14 protein-coding genes are annotated in these 16,679 nt (G+C 45.0%); 7 read left to right on the forward strand and 7 right to left on the reverse strand.

What is annotated here, in order from left to right:
* The first annotated feature begins 225 nt into the window (after positions 1-225).
* Positions 226-1,182 (forward strand): 2-hydroxyacid dehydrogenase, encoded by a 957-nt coding sequence (locus B5G33_RS08945; RefSeq protein ID WP_087270851.1) that lies wholly within the window; start codon positions 226-228, stop codon positions 1,180-1,182.
* An 88-nt stretch (positions 1,183-1,270) separates the two neighbouring features.
* Here the strand turns inward: B5G33_RS08945 and B5G33_RS08950 are convergent, their stop codons facing one another.
* The 3 genes from B5G33_RS08950 to B5G33_RS08960 form a co-directional block, all read right to left on the reverse strand.
* Positions 1,271-2,668: a YfcC family protein gene (locus tag B5G33_RS08950; RefSeq protein WP_087417403.1), complete on the reverse strand. Its 1,398-nt coding sequence runs from the start codon at positions 2,666-2,668 to the stop codon at positions 1,271-1,273.
* 39 nt (positions 2,669-2,707) lie between these two features.
* Complete coding sequence (locus B5G33_RS08955; protein WP_087417404.1) at positions 2,708-3,892, reverse strand: amidohydrolase; 1,185 nt, start codon at positions 3,890-3,892, stop codon at positions 2,708-2,710.
* 90 nt (positions 3,893-3,982) lie between these two features.
* Positions 3,983-4,885, reverse strand: coding sequence for an AraC family transcriptional regulator (locus B5G33_RS08960; protein ID WP_087417405.1), 903 nt, complete (start codon positions 4,883-4,885; stop codon positions 3,983-3,985).
* A 125-nt stretch (positions 4,886-5,010) separates the two neighbouring features.
* Between B5G33_RS08960 and B5G33_RS08965 the strand changes: the two genes are divergently transcribed.
* Positions 5,011-6,954: a glycoside hydrolase family 127 protein gene (locus B5G33_RS08965; protein ID WP_087417406.1), complete on the forward strand. Its 1,944-nt coding sequence runs from the start codon at positions 5,011-5,013 to the stop codon at positions 6,952-6,954.
* 202 nt (positions 6,955-7,156) lie between these two features.
* Here B5G33_RS08965 and B5G33_RS08970 read toward each other — a convergent pair whose 3' ends face one another.
* From B5G33_RS08970 to B5G33_RS08985, 4 genes are all read right to left on the reverse strand, one after another.
* The gene (locus B5G33_RS08970) at positions 7,157-8,377 is read right to left on the reverse strand and encodes a DHHW family protein (protein WP_204247358.1); all 1,221 of its coding nucleotides are present in this window, start codon (positions 8,375-8,377) and stop codon (positions 7,157-7,159) included.
* Between the two features lie 183 nt (positions 8,378-8,560).
* Complete coding sequence (locus tag B5G33_RS08975) at positions 8,561-9,973, reverse strand: MBOAT family O-acyltransferase (RefSeq protein ID WP_087270868.1); 1,413 nt, start codon at positions 9,971-9,973, stop codon at positions 8,561-8,563.
* Between the two features lie 28 nt (positions 9,974-10,001).
* Positions 10,002-10,487: a DUF4358 domain-containing protein gene (locus tag B5G33_RS08980; protein ID WP_087417408.1), complete on the reverse strand. Its 486-nt coding sequence runs from the start codon at positions 10,485-10,487 to the stop codon at positions 10,002-10,004.
* The gene (locus tag B5G33_RS08985) at positions 10,480-11,313 is read right to left on the reverse strand and encodes a GDSL-type esterase/lipase family protein (protein WP_087417409.1); all 834 of its coding nucleotides are present in this window, start codon (positions 11,311-11,313) and stop codon (positions 10,480-10,482) included. The genes B5G33_RS08980 and B5G33_RS08985 overlap by 8 nt, the downstream gene beginning before the upstream one ends.
* 405 nt (positions 11,314-11,718) lie before the next feature.
* Here B5G33_RS08985 and B5G33_RS21095 point away from each other — a divergent pair, with 405 nt between their 5' ends.
* The 5 genes from B5G33_RS21095 to B5G33_RS09005 all read left to right on the forward strand — a co-directional run bounded on the left by B5G33_RS21095 (position 11,719) and on the right by B5G33_RS09005 (position 16,679).
* Positions 11,719-11,874 carry a glutamyl-tRNA amidotransferase gene (locus B5G33_RS21095; protein WP_140403126.1) on the forward strand — a complete coding sequence of 52 codons (156 nt, stop codon included), beginning with the start codon at positions 11,719-11,721 and terminating at the stop codon, positions 11,872-11,874.
* Between the two features lie 443 nt (positions 11,875-12,317).
* Entirely contained in the window at positions 12,318-13,463 is a 1,146-nt protein-coding gene (locus B5G33_RS08990; protein WP_087270878.1) for an ABC transporter ATP-binding protein, read from the forward strand.
* Positions 13,463-14,332, forward strand: a complete 870-nt coding sequence (locus B5G33_RS08995; RefSeq protein WP_087417410.1) for a carbohydrate ABC transporter permease — start codon at positions 13,463-13,465, stop codon at positions 14,330-14,332. The genes B5G33_RS08990 and B5G33_RS08995 overlap by 1 nt, the downstream gene beginning before the upstream one ends.
* Positions 14,333-14,412: 80 nt before the next feature.
* The gene (locus tag B5G33_RS09000; protein WP_442856321.1) at positions 14,413-15,252 is read left to right on the forward strand and encodes a carbohydrate ABC transporter permease; all 840 of its coding nucleotides are present in this window, start codon (positions 14,413-14,415) and stop codon (positions 15,250-15,252) included.
* Positions 15,253-15,272: 20 nt separating this feature from the next.
* Positions 15,273-16,679, forward strand: a complete 1,407-nt coding sequence (locus B5G33_RS09005) for an ABC transporter substrate-binding protein (protein ID WP_087417411.1) — start codon at positions 15,273-15,275, stop codon at positions 16,677-16,679.

Genomic DNA, 16,679 nt, shown 5'->3' on the forward strand with positions numbered 1-16,679 from the left:
ACGTCCATTTGGTGACTGCCGCAAGAGTCTTTGACTATCCCTATTATAAGGGGAAAGATAGGAGTGAGACAAGAGATTTAAAAAATTCTCATTTTTGGCATGGAAGAGTTTAGGACCAGTAGAAGAACTACTGGCGCACTCCTGTTCTTTTTGCTAAAATAAGAGAAAAGATTTGTCAGATTTTTTAAATACATTGGAAGTCTGAAAATTAGGAGGAACAGAAGTATGAAAATCGCATTATTAGAACCTATCGGAGTACCAGAAGAGACCATTCAGGCATATGGCGATAAGATCCGCAGCCTGGGCCATGAATTTGTAAGCTATGATACGGTGACCACAGATCCGGAGGAGCTGAAGGAGCGTTCTAAAGGCTGTGAGATCGTTATGATCGCCAATCACCCATATAAGGATGAAGTAGTTGCCGCATCTGAGGACTTAAAGATGATCTCTGTAGCATTTACAGGAATCGATCATGTAGGAACCAAAGCATGCAAAGAAAAAGGTGTGACTGTGTGTAACGCAGCAGGATATTCTAACGAGACTGTGGCAGAACTGATCCTGGGATTTGCAGTAGACGCTTTACGAAACGTGGCAAAAGCCAATGATGTAGTGAGAAAAGGAGGCACCAGTGCGGGAATCGGCGGCAGAGAAATCTGTGGAAGAACGGTGGGAATCATCGGGCTGGGACAGATCGGAACCAGAGCAGCGGAACTTTTCCAGGCCTTTGGGGCAAAGGTGATCGCCTATAACAGAAGTCAGTCTCAGAAGGCCATTGACATGGGAATTGAGTATCGGTCTCTGGATGAAGTACTGTCAGAAAGCGACATCATTTCTCTGAACCTGCCTTTAAATGATGAGACAAGAGGATTTATTGATAAAGAAAAAATCGGAAAAATGAAGAGTGACGCTGTGTTTATCAACTGTGCAAGAGGCCCCATTGTGGATAATAAGGCTCTGGCAGAAGCGTTAAATGAGGATAAGCTGGGCTTTGCCTGTGTGGATGTTTTTGACATGGAGCCTCCGATTCCGGAGGATTACCCTCTCCTTCATGGGAAGAATACTCTGCTGACGCCTCATCAGGCATTTATTTCTGAGGAATCTATGCTGAGAAGAGCAGAGATCGTCTTCCAGAATGTGTTTGCTTATCTGGAAGGAAAGCCGGAGAATGTATGTAAACTATAAAATAATAAGAAACTGCCCCATTAGTCATATATCAGGAATATTTTTGTATTTTATGAGACATATGACTAATGCGACAGCCCCTTTCATATCATACAGGCCAAACAACAGTTGAAACTGCCACCAGAACTGCCTGGGTAAGGAGGATTAACAGGAAAAGGGGAACAAACCATTTCCACCATTTTTCGATTTTTACTCCAGCAATACCGCAGATGATCGGAGCAGAAGCCGTAGGCCAGAGGACGTTGGACAATCCGTCGCCAAACTGGAACGCCAGGATAGAGGTCTGACGGGAAATACCTACCAGGTCAGCCAGAGGCGCCATAATGGGCATACTAGTCACTGCCTGTCCGGAGCCGGAAGGGATCAGGAAATTGATCAGAGTCTGAACGATCAGCATGGCTATGGAAGAAAGCCAGCCCGGAAGGTTGGTCAGAGGGATGGACAGTCCGTATACTACAGTATCGATAATATGACCGGACTGAAGGATCACCAGGATACCCCGGGCAATACCGATCATCAGGCAGGCTACGGCAATATCTTTAAAGCCGTTGGCCATTTTCTCTGCAATGGTATTAGGTCCCCAGCCCATGATAAAGGAACTTATGACGCCCATGATCAGGAAGGTGGTTGCAATATCTCCGAAGCCCCAGCCCTGGACTTTTACACCCCAGACGATCACTACGATACCGGCTACCAGAACAGCCAGAACGCCTTTTTCACGGATACCGAAGGGATGCTTATGTACATCATCTTCTGACATGGCAAGATGACTGAAATCATCGCCGTAGACCAGACTCTTAGTAGGATCTTTCTGGATCTTTAAAGCATAGCGGATAGTAAATATAGAAGCCACCAGGATCATAGCCAGATGGCAGATCAGCCGGTATCCGGAACCGGAAAGCTGGGGAACTCCGGCAATTTCCTGGGCCATGCCTACGGTGAAAGGATTCATAATAGAGCCGCTGTACCCAAGACCAGTACCCAGAGCCACAATGGCCAGTCCTACAATGGCATCATATCCCATGGCAATGGCAATTCCTACGAATATAGGGATGAAGGGAAACATTTCTTCAAATACGGCGATACTGGAAGAAGCGGCTCCGATAAGGGTAATAAAAATAGGAATGATAATGACTCGGGCATTTCCCTTTAGAATCCGCAGCATCCAGGCTACAAGGCCATTAAAGGCCCCTGAGGCAATGATTAATCCGATAGAAGCGTAGGCCACGAATACGAAGAAAACAACATCTGCTCCTGCTACCATGCCTTCGTAGATAGATTTTACGGCTTCAAAAGGCCCAACAGGAGATTGTTCAACTTCATGATAGGTTCCCGGAACTACCAGTTCTGTTCCAGATTCATTTGCCTCCCGGTCAAATTCCCCGGCAGGAAGAATCCAGGTGGCTACAGCACATACAATGATAAAGCTCACCAGCAGCACATAGATGTGAGGCAGGTGAAATTTCTTTTTTACTTTTCTTTCCATATGAATAATACTCCGATCTTTTTTGATTTTCTTCAGCTTTTACCCTTTCTTTCGACTAAGGGCGGCTTCCCAGGATTCTTTTACTTTTTCACAGAATTCCGGCTCATTATAAATTTTGAGGAAAAGCTCCGTCAGCACGGCTGCCCCTGAAAGCATAGCCTGATGAGCGGCCTCTGTACGGCAGGCATTACGGAATTCTGTGGTGTGAAGAGCCATTGTTTCTTCCGTGACCGCAATGAGAGGCTGGATTGCCGGACAGCGGTAGCTGACATTTCCCACGTCTGAGGAGCCGGAAGGGGCTTCTATAGGTCCTACTTTTTCACCGTATTTTTCCAGAAGCTGGGCCACAGTATTTTCCAGAGGAACAGTGCGCACCATGTCAAAGAAATCAGAAAGCCCTGGAGTCAGAGTGACCGTACAGTCCAAAGCCATAGCAGCAGCGTTGGCGCACTTGCGGATAGCTTCGTCCATGACCTCCAGTTTTTTCATGGAATCTGTGCGGAATTCCATGCGAATCTGGCAGAAGTCAGGGATGATATTCGGTGCTTTGCCTCCATCCAGTATCACAGAGTTTACATGGACATCTGGGGTGAAGCATTCACGTCTGGCATCAATAAGGTCCAGAAATTTTCTTCCGGCAGCCAGGGCACTTTTTCCCTCCCAGGGAGCCCCTACTGCGTGAGCAGTTTTTCCATGGAAATCTACCACATAGCAACGGAGGCTGAGCTCGTCCATATCCGGAACAGAGAGTCCTCCTGCTGTACTGTGCATCATGGCTGCCAGAGACATGCCGTCAAAAATTCCCTGCTCAGCCATCCCAATTTTGGCCCCGTTTTCTTCTTCGGCGGGAGTTCCGATGACATAGAGCTTTCCCTTAAAAGAATCTTTCAGTTCCATAAGTCCGAGACCAGACAGAACAGACAAGGCTCCGTGGAGATTATGGCCGCAGCCGTGACCGATTCCGGGAAGAGCGTCATACTCTACTAATAAAGCAGCGGAGGGCCCTTGGCCGTTGTCCAGATAACCACAAAAAGCTGTATCATACCCTGCATAGGGATAGGTTACCTGGAAGCCAGCTTCTTTCAGGATTTCAGCGATTTTTCGGCTGGATTCATATTCTTCATAGGGCAGCTCCGGATGATCCGAAAGGTCCAGACTGAGAGCTACGGCTTTGTGGTAATGTTTTTCCAGAGCCTGAAGAACCTGTTCCTTTTCAATACTCATAATAACAGTCCCCCTTTGTCTAAAAAGTGTTTAATTTAATGTATTAATAAATTATAACATTAAAGCGAGGGAGATACAAGAAAATTCAGACTATCTTGCATTAATACTTTTCTGGCGGAAAGCCTGACGGTACTGGCCTGGGGTCATTCCTTCCTGTTTTTTAAACAGACGCATGAAGTATTTCTCATCTGGAAAACCACAGGTATGGGCAATGGCGGATACAGACAGGAATTCTCCCTGACAGAGAAGATTCTTGGCGGCGGACAGTCTTATGTGATTTACATAAGTATTAACAGAATAGCCGGTATATTTTTTCATAAGAGAAGTAAGATAGGTGGGATGATAATGACAGCGGGCCGCAAGTTCCTCTACAGTAACCGGCTGGTCATAATGGCTGCGGATCCATTCGATTATATCCAGGAGCTTTCCGGGAGCCTGGTCTTCCAGGATGCGGTCCAGAGAAAGGCTTTCGGAGGAGAGCTCCAGCAAAAGCAGATTCAAAGCGTATCTGGTCTTCCAGGAAGATTGGTAGTTTTCTCTCTTTGCAATATCCAGGAGCTGGACAAAGAGAAGATGGCTCCGTTTTTCCATAGAGAGCCTTCCGGATTCAGGAAGGATAAAAGCTTCTGCGGAAGGAGAAAAAGGAGATAAAAGGGGATTGGACCGGTCTTTACGGAAGTTTAACAGCTCTTTTTTGGAAATGATCCGGCTTTCCGGATCTGTCATATGAAAATGCACCCAATAATAGGAAAGCTTTCCTTCACTGGGGGCATAACCGTAGTGGATCTGGCAGGGGAAAAGAAGCAGGGTTTCATTTTCGTGAACATCTATGTTCCTGCCGCTCTGATTTATATGGAGTGTTCCCCGGCAGACCAGGATCAGTACAAAGGCGTCGATACACCGGCGTTGGTGGAGAAAGCCTCCGTCACTTACCAGATTGCCGCAGGAGAGAAATTCAGCAGGAAAAGAGGCTTTTGCAGTACAATATAACATCTTGGATTTGTCCACCCTTTCTTTAAGAATGTCAGTTGTTTTAAAGGTTTTATATAAACTATAATACCATTAGTGAAAAAACAGGACAAGGTAAAATGTCCACCTTAAAAGAAAGGAGAAGGAAAATGTTTGAGAAAAAATTAAAACCTGTAGCGCCAGACCATATGAAAATCCAGGACCGCTTCTGGAAAGAATATATGGAACTTATCAGAAATCATGTGATCCCGTATCAGTGGGAGGCTCTAAATGACCGGATTGAAAATGCGGAACCTAGTTATTGCATCCAGAACTTCCGGGTAGCTGCGGGGCTTGAGAAAGGAACTTTCCAGGGCATGGTCTTCCAGGACAGTGATGTTTATAAGTGGCTGGAAGCAGTGGCATATTCCCTGATGTGGCACCCAGATGAGGAACTGGAGAAAACTGCAGACGAGACGATTGAGCTGATTGGAAAGGCCCAGCAGCCTGACGGATATCTGGACACCTACTATATTATCAATGGTCTGGAAAAAAGATTTACCAATCTTATGGATCATCATGAGCTGTACTGTCTGGGGCATATGACCGAGGCGGCAGTAGCATATTATAAGGCTACAGGAAAAAGGCGATTCCTGGATATTGCTATCGGCTATGCAGACTGCGTCTATGACCATCTTGGCATGGAAGACGGCAAGATCCCCGGGTATCCAGGCCATGAGGTAGCAGAGATGGCCCTCTGCGCCCTGTATGATATCACGAAAGATGAGAAGCATCTGAAGCTGGCAAAATATTTTATTGACCAGAGAGGTCAGCAGCCTTTGTTTTTTGACCAGGAGTGTGAAAAGAATGGGAATAAATGCTTCTGGGATGATACTTATATGCAAAAGCAGTATTATCAGGCAGGAAAGCCAGTGCGGGACCAGGATAAGGCAGAAGGCCATGCAGTAAGAGCCGTATATCTGTATTCCGGAATGGCAGAGGTGGCTGCCAGAACAGAAGACCAGGAACTTTTTGCAGCCTGTGAAAAGCTGTGGGAGAACATTGTGAACCGTCAGATGTATGTGACAGGAGCCATTGGGGCTACAGAGCATGGAGAGGCTTTTACCTTTGACTATGATCTGCCTAATGATACTGTTTACGGAGAGACCTGTGCGGCTATTGGTCTGATCTTCTTTGCCAGAAGAATGTTTGAGATCACCAAAGATGGAAAATATGCAGACGTGATGGAAAGAGCCCTGTATAATGGGGTGATCAGCGGCATGTCTCTGGATGGAAAGAGCTTTTTCTATGTGAATCCCCTGGAGGTTGTTCCAGAGGCCTGTGAGAAGGATTACCATAAGCGCCATGTGAAACCTGTAAGACAGAAATGGTTTGGCTGTGCCTGCTGTCCGCCAAACATTGCCAGACTGTTGTCATCTCTGGCAGGATATGCTTTTGAGGAAAATGAACATGAACTTTATGTAAACTTGTATACGGGAGGAGTCCTGAATACAAGAAAAAACGGCAGAGAAAATCAGATTACTTTTGAGACAGATTACCCCTGGAATGGTCAGGTAAAGATTACTATAGAAAATCAGGAGGATACAGAGTTTACTCTGGCCCTGAGGATTCCCGGCTGGTGCAGCAGCTGCAGCCTGAAGATTAACGGAGAAGAAGTGGAAGCTGTTCCGGAAAAAGGCTATGTTCTGCTGAACAAAGTATGGAAAAATGAAGATAATATTCTTTTGGAAATGGATATGCCGGTTCGACTGGTAGAAGCCAACCCGAAAGTCAGAGAAGATATCGGTAAGGCTGCGGTTATGAGAGGACCTCTGGTCTATTGTCTGGAAGAAGCAGACAATGGGCCTCAGCTCCAGCAGATTTATCTGAAGGAAGAACCGAAATTTTGCACAGAATTCCAGCCGGAACTGCTGAAAGGAGTAGTGACCATCAAGGCGGAAGGCAAACGTGTTTCTTCTCATGGATGGGAAGGTGAAGGACTGTACAGGACTTATACAGGAAAACAGTTCGAAGATGCAGAATTGAAATTTATTCCTTACTATGCATGGACCAACCGCACGCCAGGGGAAATGGCTGTATGGGTCCGAGTGTAAGAGGAACCTGCAAATCCAGGAGCCAATAATACGGTTAAATTTTCAAAAACTCCAATTTCAACCGCATAGAGCAGAAAAAAGAACGGTTAAGATCACGCAAATCAGATTTTAACCGTTCTTTTTTGATATTTCCGGCGAGAGACTGTTATATGCCAATATGAGAGAATACCTGCCGGGCGTTTTTGCAGTAAAATTCCTGATTTTATGGAATAATCGCTTCCTCATCTGCATCAGTACCATTAGAATCTGCGCCTTCTGCCTGTCCATTCTCCGTATCGCTTGTATCTGTCGTACCGTTTGTATCTTCCGCAGCACCAGCATCTTCTGAATCACTTACGTTTGCTGTGCTGTCTGTCTGGGACTCCGGCATGGGCTCCAGGCTGTCTGCCAGAGATGTATCTGTCATAAAAGTATCCACATTATAAAGGAAGAGAATATCTGTGATGCTGTTGTCCGTCACCAGCCGATCCACATCGTCATAGTAATAACGGGGATCTATGACAATAATACTGCGGAAGTAAGGCTGGAAAAAAGGGATAAAGCAGTTTGCGTAAGAGTCTTTAAAAATCAGGAGGTTTTTGTTTTCCTCTACAGGAGTGGTGATGTCGATCCGGCTGTGGTTTCCTCCGAAGAACACTTCATACTGATCTTTTTGCTCCAAAGCCCTGCTTTCGTACATGGAAGCAGTTTTTTCGCCCTCTTCCACATAGTTTACTACATATTCGGTGCTTACATCCTGGGGAACATAGATGTCAATGGTGTCCCGAGATCTGTCATATCCGCTTTTGGAGGCCAGGGTTCCGGAAAAGGTATGAGATACAGGGTAAACGGTATAGTCCTGTGCCGGCTCTGAAATCCCAAGGGCGCTGTAAATGGTGTCAAAGGCATACCGGGCCCCCAGACTGGTCCAATGGTGGTCTGTTTTGTAATAAATAGCCTCGTCCCGATGAGAGGACATGGTTTCTGTCAGATCCACAAAGGTAAGAACATCACCTACAGTTTCCTCTGCCAGGGCAATATCCTGGGATTGATCCCGGACAGGCGCATTGGCAGGCGTCAGCTGTTCCAGAATATAGGCAGCATTGGGAACCAGACTCATAACCGTATTCACGTCTTCATGGCGCTGGGCGAATTCCCGGATGGCATTTAAGTTATCGTTTACAGAATCATCATCTATATTATTTTCAGGAACCTGCATAAGATATCCCTGCTTTCCTATATAGACACCGTTAGACTCTCTTTTTCCCAGGGCCATATCCTCCAGGACCTTCAGATTGATCCACTGGTCCCGGAAAACGAACTGGTCGGTGACATAATCTTCCATATCCGTCATAAATTTGCCGCTGGCCAGATTGGTCAGAGAGAATTCCGGAGCCTGAGCCAGCATGCGGTTTTCAGATTCCGAATATTCTTTGTCCGGCATAAAGATGTTAAGAACTATAGCAAGGACCATGAAAAGAAGGAAAATACAGGTAATCCTGAAATAAATTTTTCCAGTTCTTTGCCGATATATCCTGGCCCTCTTTTTTTGCCTTTCTTCAGGGGTTAATCGCTTTTTTTTCATAATAACTGAATGATTCCTTCTATAAAAGTATTTCCCTTAATCCTAGAATCGGAAGTAAAGGAAAGGATTGTAAGTTGCGTTCACCAGGTAGGCGATAGAAAAAACAAATATGGCAGTGTAGACTACAACAGCCCCTATGGAAGGAGAATTTCCCGGCTTCAGAGCCAACTTTCGGAATTTCTTCCACACAAAGGGAGTGGCGCAGAAAAAGCAGATTACCAGAAGAATCAGATTTCCTGCAAGGTAGTACAGACCGGTAGAATCAATGACCCCATGGCCGCCGATGCCAAACATATTTCCCAGGTACGCCAAAGCGTCTGTCAGGGAAGAAGAGAAAAACAGTACCCAGCCCAATAACACCAGCACAAAGGAATAAATCTGCTGGACTATATCCGGCAGTTTCTGAAGCTTAGGCGCCAGGAAATATTTTTCCAGAAGAAGGAGCAGACCATAGTAAAGGCCCCAGAACATAAAGTTCCAGGCAGCTCCGTGCCAGAAACCTGTGAGCATCCATACCACCAGGATATTCCGTACGTGCTTCAGCCTGGATACCCGGTTGCCTCCAAGGGGAATATATACATACTCCCGGAACCAGGTGCTCAGAGAGATATGCCATCTTCTCCAGAAATCCGTAATACTTTTGGATATGTATGGATAATTGAAGTTTCGTACGAACTCAAAGCCAAACATCTTTCCAAGCCCTACTGCCATATCGGAATAACCGCTGAAATCGAAGTAGATCTGCATGGCGTAAGCCAGGCATCCGATCCAGGCTGTGAGAACAGAACGTTGATCAGGGGCAATAGCCACAATGGCGTCGAAAGTCATACCGATATTGTTTGCCAGAAGGACTTTTTTCCCAAGACCTCTCAGGAACCAGGCAACGCCCTGACCAAATTTGTAGAGACTCAGTTGCCTCTGGACAAGCTGGGCGTCGATATCTGCATAGCGGACAATAGGACCGGCAATGAGCTGAGGAAACATGGTAACGTAAGTGCCGAAATTTATAAAGTTTTTCTGCACCGGAACCTCTCCTTTATATACATCGATGATATAGGAAAGGGTCTGGAAGGTATAAAAGGAAATACCTACGGGAAGCGCCAGCTCCCGGTAGGGAATATCCACAGGAAGGATGGCATTTATATTGTCCAGCAGGAATCCATAGTATTTAAAGAATCCGAGAATAGCCAGGTTGACTGCTACTGTAAACCAGAAGCTAAAACGCAGAAATTTCTGGTTATCATCCTCACGATATTTATGGATTTCAATTCCGCTTATATAGTTAAAGACAATGCTGAAAAGCATCAGAAATACATATACAGGTTCTCCCCAGGCGTAGAAAATCAGACTGACAATGAGAAGAACTGCATTTTTCAGCTTCCAGGGCACCAGAAAGTACAAAAGCAGAGTTATGGGCAGGAAGACGAAAAGAAAGAAAATGCTGCTGAATATCATATTTTAATATCCTTTCTGATTATTTTTATCATAAACTGTTCCGGAAGGCTTCATCAGCCTGTCCGGCATCGGGATGTACGATATAGAGGATGAAATTTCCCTGTACATCCAGAACATGGTCTTCCAGCATGGCATACTGTTCAATCCCATACCCCTCAAAGCTGTTCATCTGGGTTTCCAGCCGTGTGTTAATGGCTTCGGTTACAGCTTCTGCCTGAGAGTTGTCTTTTAATTTAATGATCAAAAGTTCCTGAGCATCCATATTGCTGGCAGGGGAGTACAGGGTAACACCTTCATAATCTTCAGGGTTCAGTCCATAAAATTTCTGGAACATCCGGTTATTGCTTTCCTGCATTCCCTCCAGATCCAGAGTATCTACTACACTTTCTGTAACATCTTCCAAAGAGGCGCTGCTGCTTTTATCTCCAGCCTGGAGGACAATAACAAAGACCAGAAGAGCCGCAACCATGGCGATGCGGATGATTGTTAATACAGAGATAGACTTATTATTCATTTTCAGTCACCTCCGTGATCATATCAATAGCCCAGTATTCATAAAAGGCTTTCTGCATATGGATTCCGTCCACATCATAGAGATCTCTGTGGGTTTCTACTTCTTCTGTAATATCGATATAAGGAATACTGTTATCCTCACAATGCTGGCTGATGGCCTCGTTCCAATCTGGGATATCCTGTATCCTTTCAGAAACTTCCTTACTATAGCTTTCAAGAGCAGAGGAGGTAACAGGGATAATTGAGTTTACATAAACTATAGCCTGAGGAAGAAGGGTCTGCAGTTCTTCAATGGTCTTGTCCAAATCTGAGAGATAGTCATTTACGCTGCTCCAATATCCAACATCATTAAGACCATAACAAAGAATGATATTGGAGGGGTTTAAACTGACCAGCTGGTCAGTATAAGTGTCAATGTCCTGGATAGTTCCTCCTAAAGCAGCAAAAACATGGCTTTCATCTACCAGATTATAAGAAGAGAATCCCATAGCTCTGGAATCGCCCATAATGGCTATATCAGTGAACTGCGCCCACACGTCCAGGTCGCCGCTTTCCAGAGCTGCTTTACGTTCAGCTCTGCGCAGCTGTCTCAACTCTTCTTCAATGGAAGCAGTGTCAGTGGCCTCCAGTCCTTCTATGTAAGCAACTCCCTCTTTAACATCATCTGTTGCAATATTTTGTCCTGACAGGGCAATAAAAATAACAATTCCGATGATCACTGCCACAGCGGCCAATTCCAGGAATAGCCGTTTTCGAGGATTTCGGAACTGTTTTTTGAAAAATCTCCGTATCCGCCGGGAAAGCGGATATTTTTTCCTTTTCTGCATTATATATGTCCCCTCGTTTTACTTCTATATTATTATACTATTTATTTATGCTTCAAAATTCAGTCGGGATTTCCGGAAGAATCTCCGGCAGATAAAATTTATCTTTTATTATTATAAAGCTTTTTTAAAATATGGCAATATGTGACATGCATCGACACGAAAAAAATACAAAAAAATTTGGAGATGTCTGGTCATATAAACGATGGGAGAGGGAAAGAAGAAACAAAGTGCATAAAAAATGTATGAAACATCCGCTGATAAGAGCAGATATGATTTTGAACAGATTACCATAATAAAGCAGAAAAGAGCAAAAGGGAGAATTCCATGGAAACCTATTGAAGTCTCCCTGAATTGGTGCTAAGATTCAGCTGAAAAAGATGAATAAAAGGAAAGAGGCATTGACTTATGAGCAATAAGAGAGAAGAAAAGAAAGAGAGAAGAACATTCAAAGAGAAACTTCATGACTATATGATGGATATGTCCAGAATCTCACCTTCAGGAATCACAGACCGCCATGAAGAATATTACTTTCATATTAACCGGTACTATAGATTTGAATAATAGAGAAAGTAATATATATGATGTAAAATAAGAGTTTTCATATTTGTCCCAAAGTGCGGATATTTTTACATTCCTTCCAGATGTACAGAGCAGAAAGGAAAGGATGTAAAAATATCCGCTTTTTTATTCCCGCGAGCAACGAGCCAAGCGGGCATGCTCGCATGTCCATTTGGCGACTGCCGCGAGGGTCTTTGACTCTATGGAGCTGTTGCATTGATCGTATGTCAGGAACATTTATACATTTTATGCGAATTTGTCGAGTACCCCTTTGAGACCATAGGGTAAAAAGCTCTCTGGGCGGGATGCTTTTACAGAGATTTTACGTAGTTTTTCTACAAATGCGATAGTTTAAAAATAATTTACTGCTTAAAATATCAACTGTTCGAGTAAAAAAATGCGTGTAGAAAATTTACAAGATTTAAAAGAAGGAAGGAGAAAACGCCGTGTCAGAGATTACATTAAGAAATGTATGTAAAGAGTATGACAAAGGGCACTTTGCAGTGAAAGACTTTAACCTGGATATCCAGGACAAGGAATTCATCATCTTTGTTGGCCCCTCCGGCTGCGGCAAGTCCACCACGCTGCGCATGATCGCAGGACTGGAGGATATCAGCGATGGAGAACTATGGATCGATGGAGACCTTTGCAATTATTATGAACCAAAGGACAGGGGGCTGTCCATGGTATTTCAGAACTATGCTCTGTATCCCAACATGACCGTGTATGGAAACCTGGCCTATGCTCTGAAAATCCGTAAGGTTCCAAAAAAGGAAATTGATGAGAGAGTACATAAAGTGGCCAAGACCCTGGAGATCGAACATCTTCTGGACAGAAAACCGGCTGCCCTTTCCGGAGGTCAGAAACAGAGAGTGGCTATCGGAAGCGCTATTATCCGGAAACCAAAGGCCTTCCTTATGGATGAACCCCTGTCCAACCTGGATGCCAAACTGAGAGCCCAGATGCGTGTAGAACTGGCAAAGCTTCATGAAGAACTGGAAACGACGATTATATATGTAACTCATGACCAGACCGAGGCCATGACCCTGGGAACCAGGATCGTGGTTATGAAAGACGGTGTAGTGCAGCAGGTAGAAGCACCTATCCAGCTTTACAACAATCCGGCAAACCTTTTTGTGGCAGGTTTTATCGGCTCTCCTTCCATGAACTTCTTCGACGCCTATGTAGGAGAGGAAGAGGGAAAAGTTGTGGTCTATCTGGGCGGCAGCGAGCTTGGAAAGAAAGTCTTCTTAAGAGGCGAGAAAGCGGAAGTCGCAAGACAGAGAGAGATGAACAAAAAGGTAGTCCTGGGAATCCGTCCGGAAGACGTCTATGATTACAAAGAGGCAAAGGAAAGAGGCATCCACATGGACACCCAGGGGCTGGAAGAAACTGTCTCTGCCAGAGAAATGCTGGGAGCTGAGGTTATTCTTTACTTTGACGCCCAGGGCAAAACCCATGCGGTAAGGTTAAGTCCGGAGAATCAGACCCAGACCGGAGAGAAAGCGGACTTTTACTTTGACACGGACAGGATCCACATCTTTGATAAAGATACAGAAGAAAACATTTATTACAGAGAGGAGATTCGGTAATGAACACAGGGAAGAAGAAAAAATTAAACTGGACCCCATACTGCTATCTGATCCCATGTATGCTGGTGTTCGCCATATTCCTGTTCTATCCCTTTTTCAAGACCATTTATCTCAGCCTTTTCCTGACAGACAGAATGGGACAGGCTAAGATTTTTGTAGGGATGCAGAACTATATAGACCTTCTTACTTCTGAATCATTCAGAAACAGTCTGAAGGTAACTTTGATCTTTGTTGTGATCGTAGTTATCGGGGGCATGCTCCTGGGCCTGATCGCAGCGGTTCTGTGCAACAAGGCTTTCCCGGGAATCCGGGCTTTCAGTACCGCATATGCCCTGCCTATGGCTATTGCTTCCAGTTCTGCGGCAATGATCTTCCAGATCATGCTCCACCCTACTGTTGGTATTGTGAACAAACTTACAGGGCTGGATATTAACTGGCTGAATGATCCCGACACTGCCCTGGTCTGTGTGGCGATCCTGACTGCCTGGCTGAACAGCGGCATTAACTTTCTGTATTTCTCAGCAGGGCTGGGCAATATTGACGAGACCATCTATGAGAGAGCTTCCGTAGACGGAGCAAGCGGCGTGCAGCAGTTCTTCAGCCTGACTCTGCCGGGACTTTCTCCGATCATGTTCTACACACTGGTTGTAAATATTATCCAGGCATTTCAGTCCTTTGGACAGATCAAGATCCTGACCGAAGGAGGCCCGGACGAGGCGACAAATGTTATCGTGTATTCCATTTACCGTGACGCTTTCTTTAACTACCGTTTCGGAAGTGCCGCAGCTCAGTCCGTGATCCTGTTTATTATTATCATGATCATTACACTGATTATGTTCAGACTTGAAAAGAAAGGAGTAAGCTACTAATGAGTCAGTCTAGTAATGCAGCTACCATCAGCGGCCAGAAAACTATCAGCAGAGAGCAGCTTCTGGCTTTAAAAAAGGAAATGAATGCCAAGGCACTGACTAAGAGAAGAATCCGTACAGGGGGCCTTCTGGCAGGAAACATTATATTTGCACTTTTGATCCTGCTTCCTTTGCTTTATGCAGTCAGCATTGCATTTATGCCTTCAGGAGAACTGTTTACCACTGAGCTGAATCTTCTTCCGAAGCATCCTACTTTGCAGAACTTTCAAGATGCATTTGTAAATGTACCTTTGCTGAGATTTATTGTTAACTCCTTTGTTATGGCAGGTTCCATTACTATCGGGCAGATCATTACCTGTTCTCTTGCAGCTTTTGCTTTCTCCTTTTTGGAGTTTAAGGGAAGGAATGTACTGTTTATGATCGTTTTGGCGACTATGATGGTTCCCGGGGAAGCAACAATAGTATCAAACTATCTGACTGTAGGTAATCTGGGAATGCTGGATACTTATCCTGTATTGATCGTGCCTTACCTGACATCAGCAATGGGAATTTTCCTGTTCCGTCAGTTTTATATGTCCTTCCCGATTTCTCTGTATGAATCAGCGAAACTGGACGGATGCAGCAATTTGAAATTTATTGTGCGGATCCTGATCCCGCTGACAAAATCTGCTATCGGAGCAATGGCTGTATATACCTTTATCAATGCATGGAATATGTATATGTGGCCTTTGCTGGTAACCGGTTCTAATGAGATGAGAACAGTGCAGATCGGTATCAGTATGCTGAACAGTGTGGATTCCCAGTCACTGACTATGATGGTGGCAGGTGTGGTAATTGTTATTATTCCCTCAATTTCTATCTTTATTGTGGGACAGAAACAGCTGATCCGGGGTATGTTCTCCGGTGCGGTAAAAGGTTAATTGAAAAAAGGAGAGTAAGAATGAAGAAAAAAATCGTATCTTTATTATTGACAGGCGTTATGGCAGCAGGCGCACTGGCTGGCTGCGGCGGACAGAGCATTGCTGATCAGCAGGCGGCAGGTGATACCACTGCAGATTCTGCAGAGGGCGAAGCCGCTGAAGAAACAGTGACAATGGCGGCAGCCGATGAGGTAGACGGTACAGAGATCACCTTCTGGCATTCTATGGGCGGCGTAAACGGCCAGGCTATTGATGAGCTGGTAAACCGGTTCAATGAAGAGAATGAACTGGGAATCACCGTTGTATCTGAGTATCAGGGGGAATATGATGACGCCCTGAACAAGCTGAGAAGTGCCCAGATCGGAAACATGGGTGCAGATCTGGTACAGGTATATGAGATCGGTACAAGATTCATGATCGATTCCGGCTGGATCATTCCCATGCAGGAGATGATCGACCAGGATAATTATGATGTTTCCCAGATCGAGCCAAACCTGGCAGCTTACTATACTATTGACGATCAGCTTTATTCCATGCCTTTTAACTCCTCTACTCCTCTTATGTATTATAATGTAGATATGTTTGAGCAGGCAGGGATTACAGAGATTCCTACCAGCCTGGAAGGAATTCTGGAGATCGGTGATCAGCTGCTGAATGAAGGCGGCGCCGGAGAAGTTATGTCTCTGTCTATCTATGGATGGTTCTTTGAACAGTTCCTTGGAAAACAGGGCCTTGATTATGCAAACAACGGTAACGGAAGAGAAGAGGCTGCTACAGCAGTTGCTTTTGATGAGAACGGCGGAGCTGCAAATATCCTGAACGCATGGAAAGATCTTTCTGACGCAGGATATGCGCCTATCGTTGGTAAAGGTGGAGATGCAGGTCTTGCAGATTTCTCCGCAGGAAAATCTGCCATTACTCTGGCATCTACAGCTTCTCTGAAACAGATCCTTCAGGATGTAAACGGAAAATTTGAAGTAGGTACCGCTTACTTCCCATCTATTACAGATGAAGACCAGGGCGGCGTATCTATCGGCGGCGCTTCTCTGTGGGCACTGAACAACAACGATCCTAAGAAATTAAGAGCTACCTGGGAGTTTGTGAAATTTATGATCTCTCCGGAGTCTCAGGCTTACTGGAATGCACAGACCGGATATTTCCCTGTAACTGTTGCAGCTCAGGAAGAGCAGGTATTCAAAGATAACATTGCTCAGTATCCTCAGTTCCAGACAGCTATCGACCAGCTCCATGATTCTTCACCGGAGTATGTAGGAGCACTGTTAAGCGTCTTCTCTGAGGCAAGGGCAACTGTGGAGTCAGAGATTGAGAGTATGCTGAACGGTGAAGTGAATGTAGATGAAGCTGTATCCAATATGGCCGATACCATTAACAAGTCCATTGAGGAATACAATCTGGTAAATGGCTGA

Origin of the sequence: Blautia sp. An81 (assembly GCF_002161285.1) — a bacterium.
GTDB classification, from domain to species: Bacteria; Bacillota; Clostridia; order Lachnospirales; family Lachnospiraceae; genus Blautia; species Blautia ornithocaccae.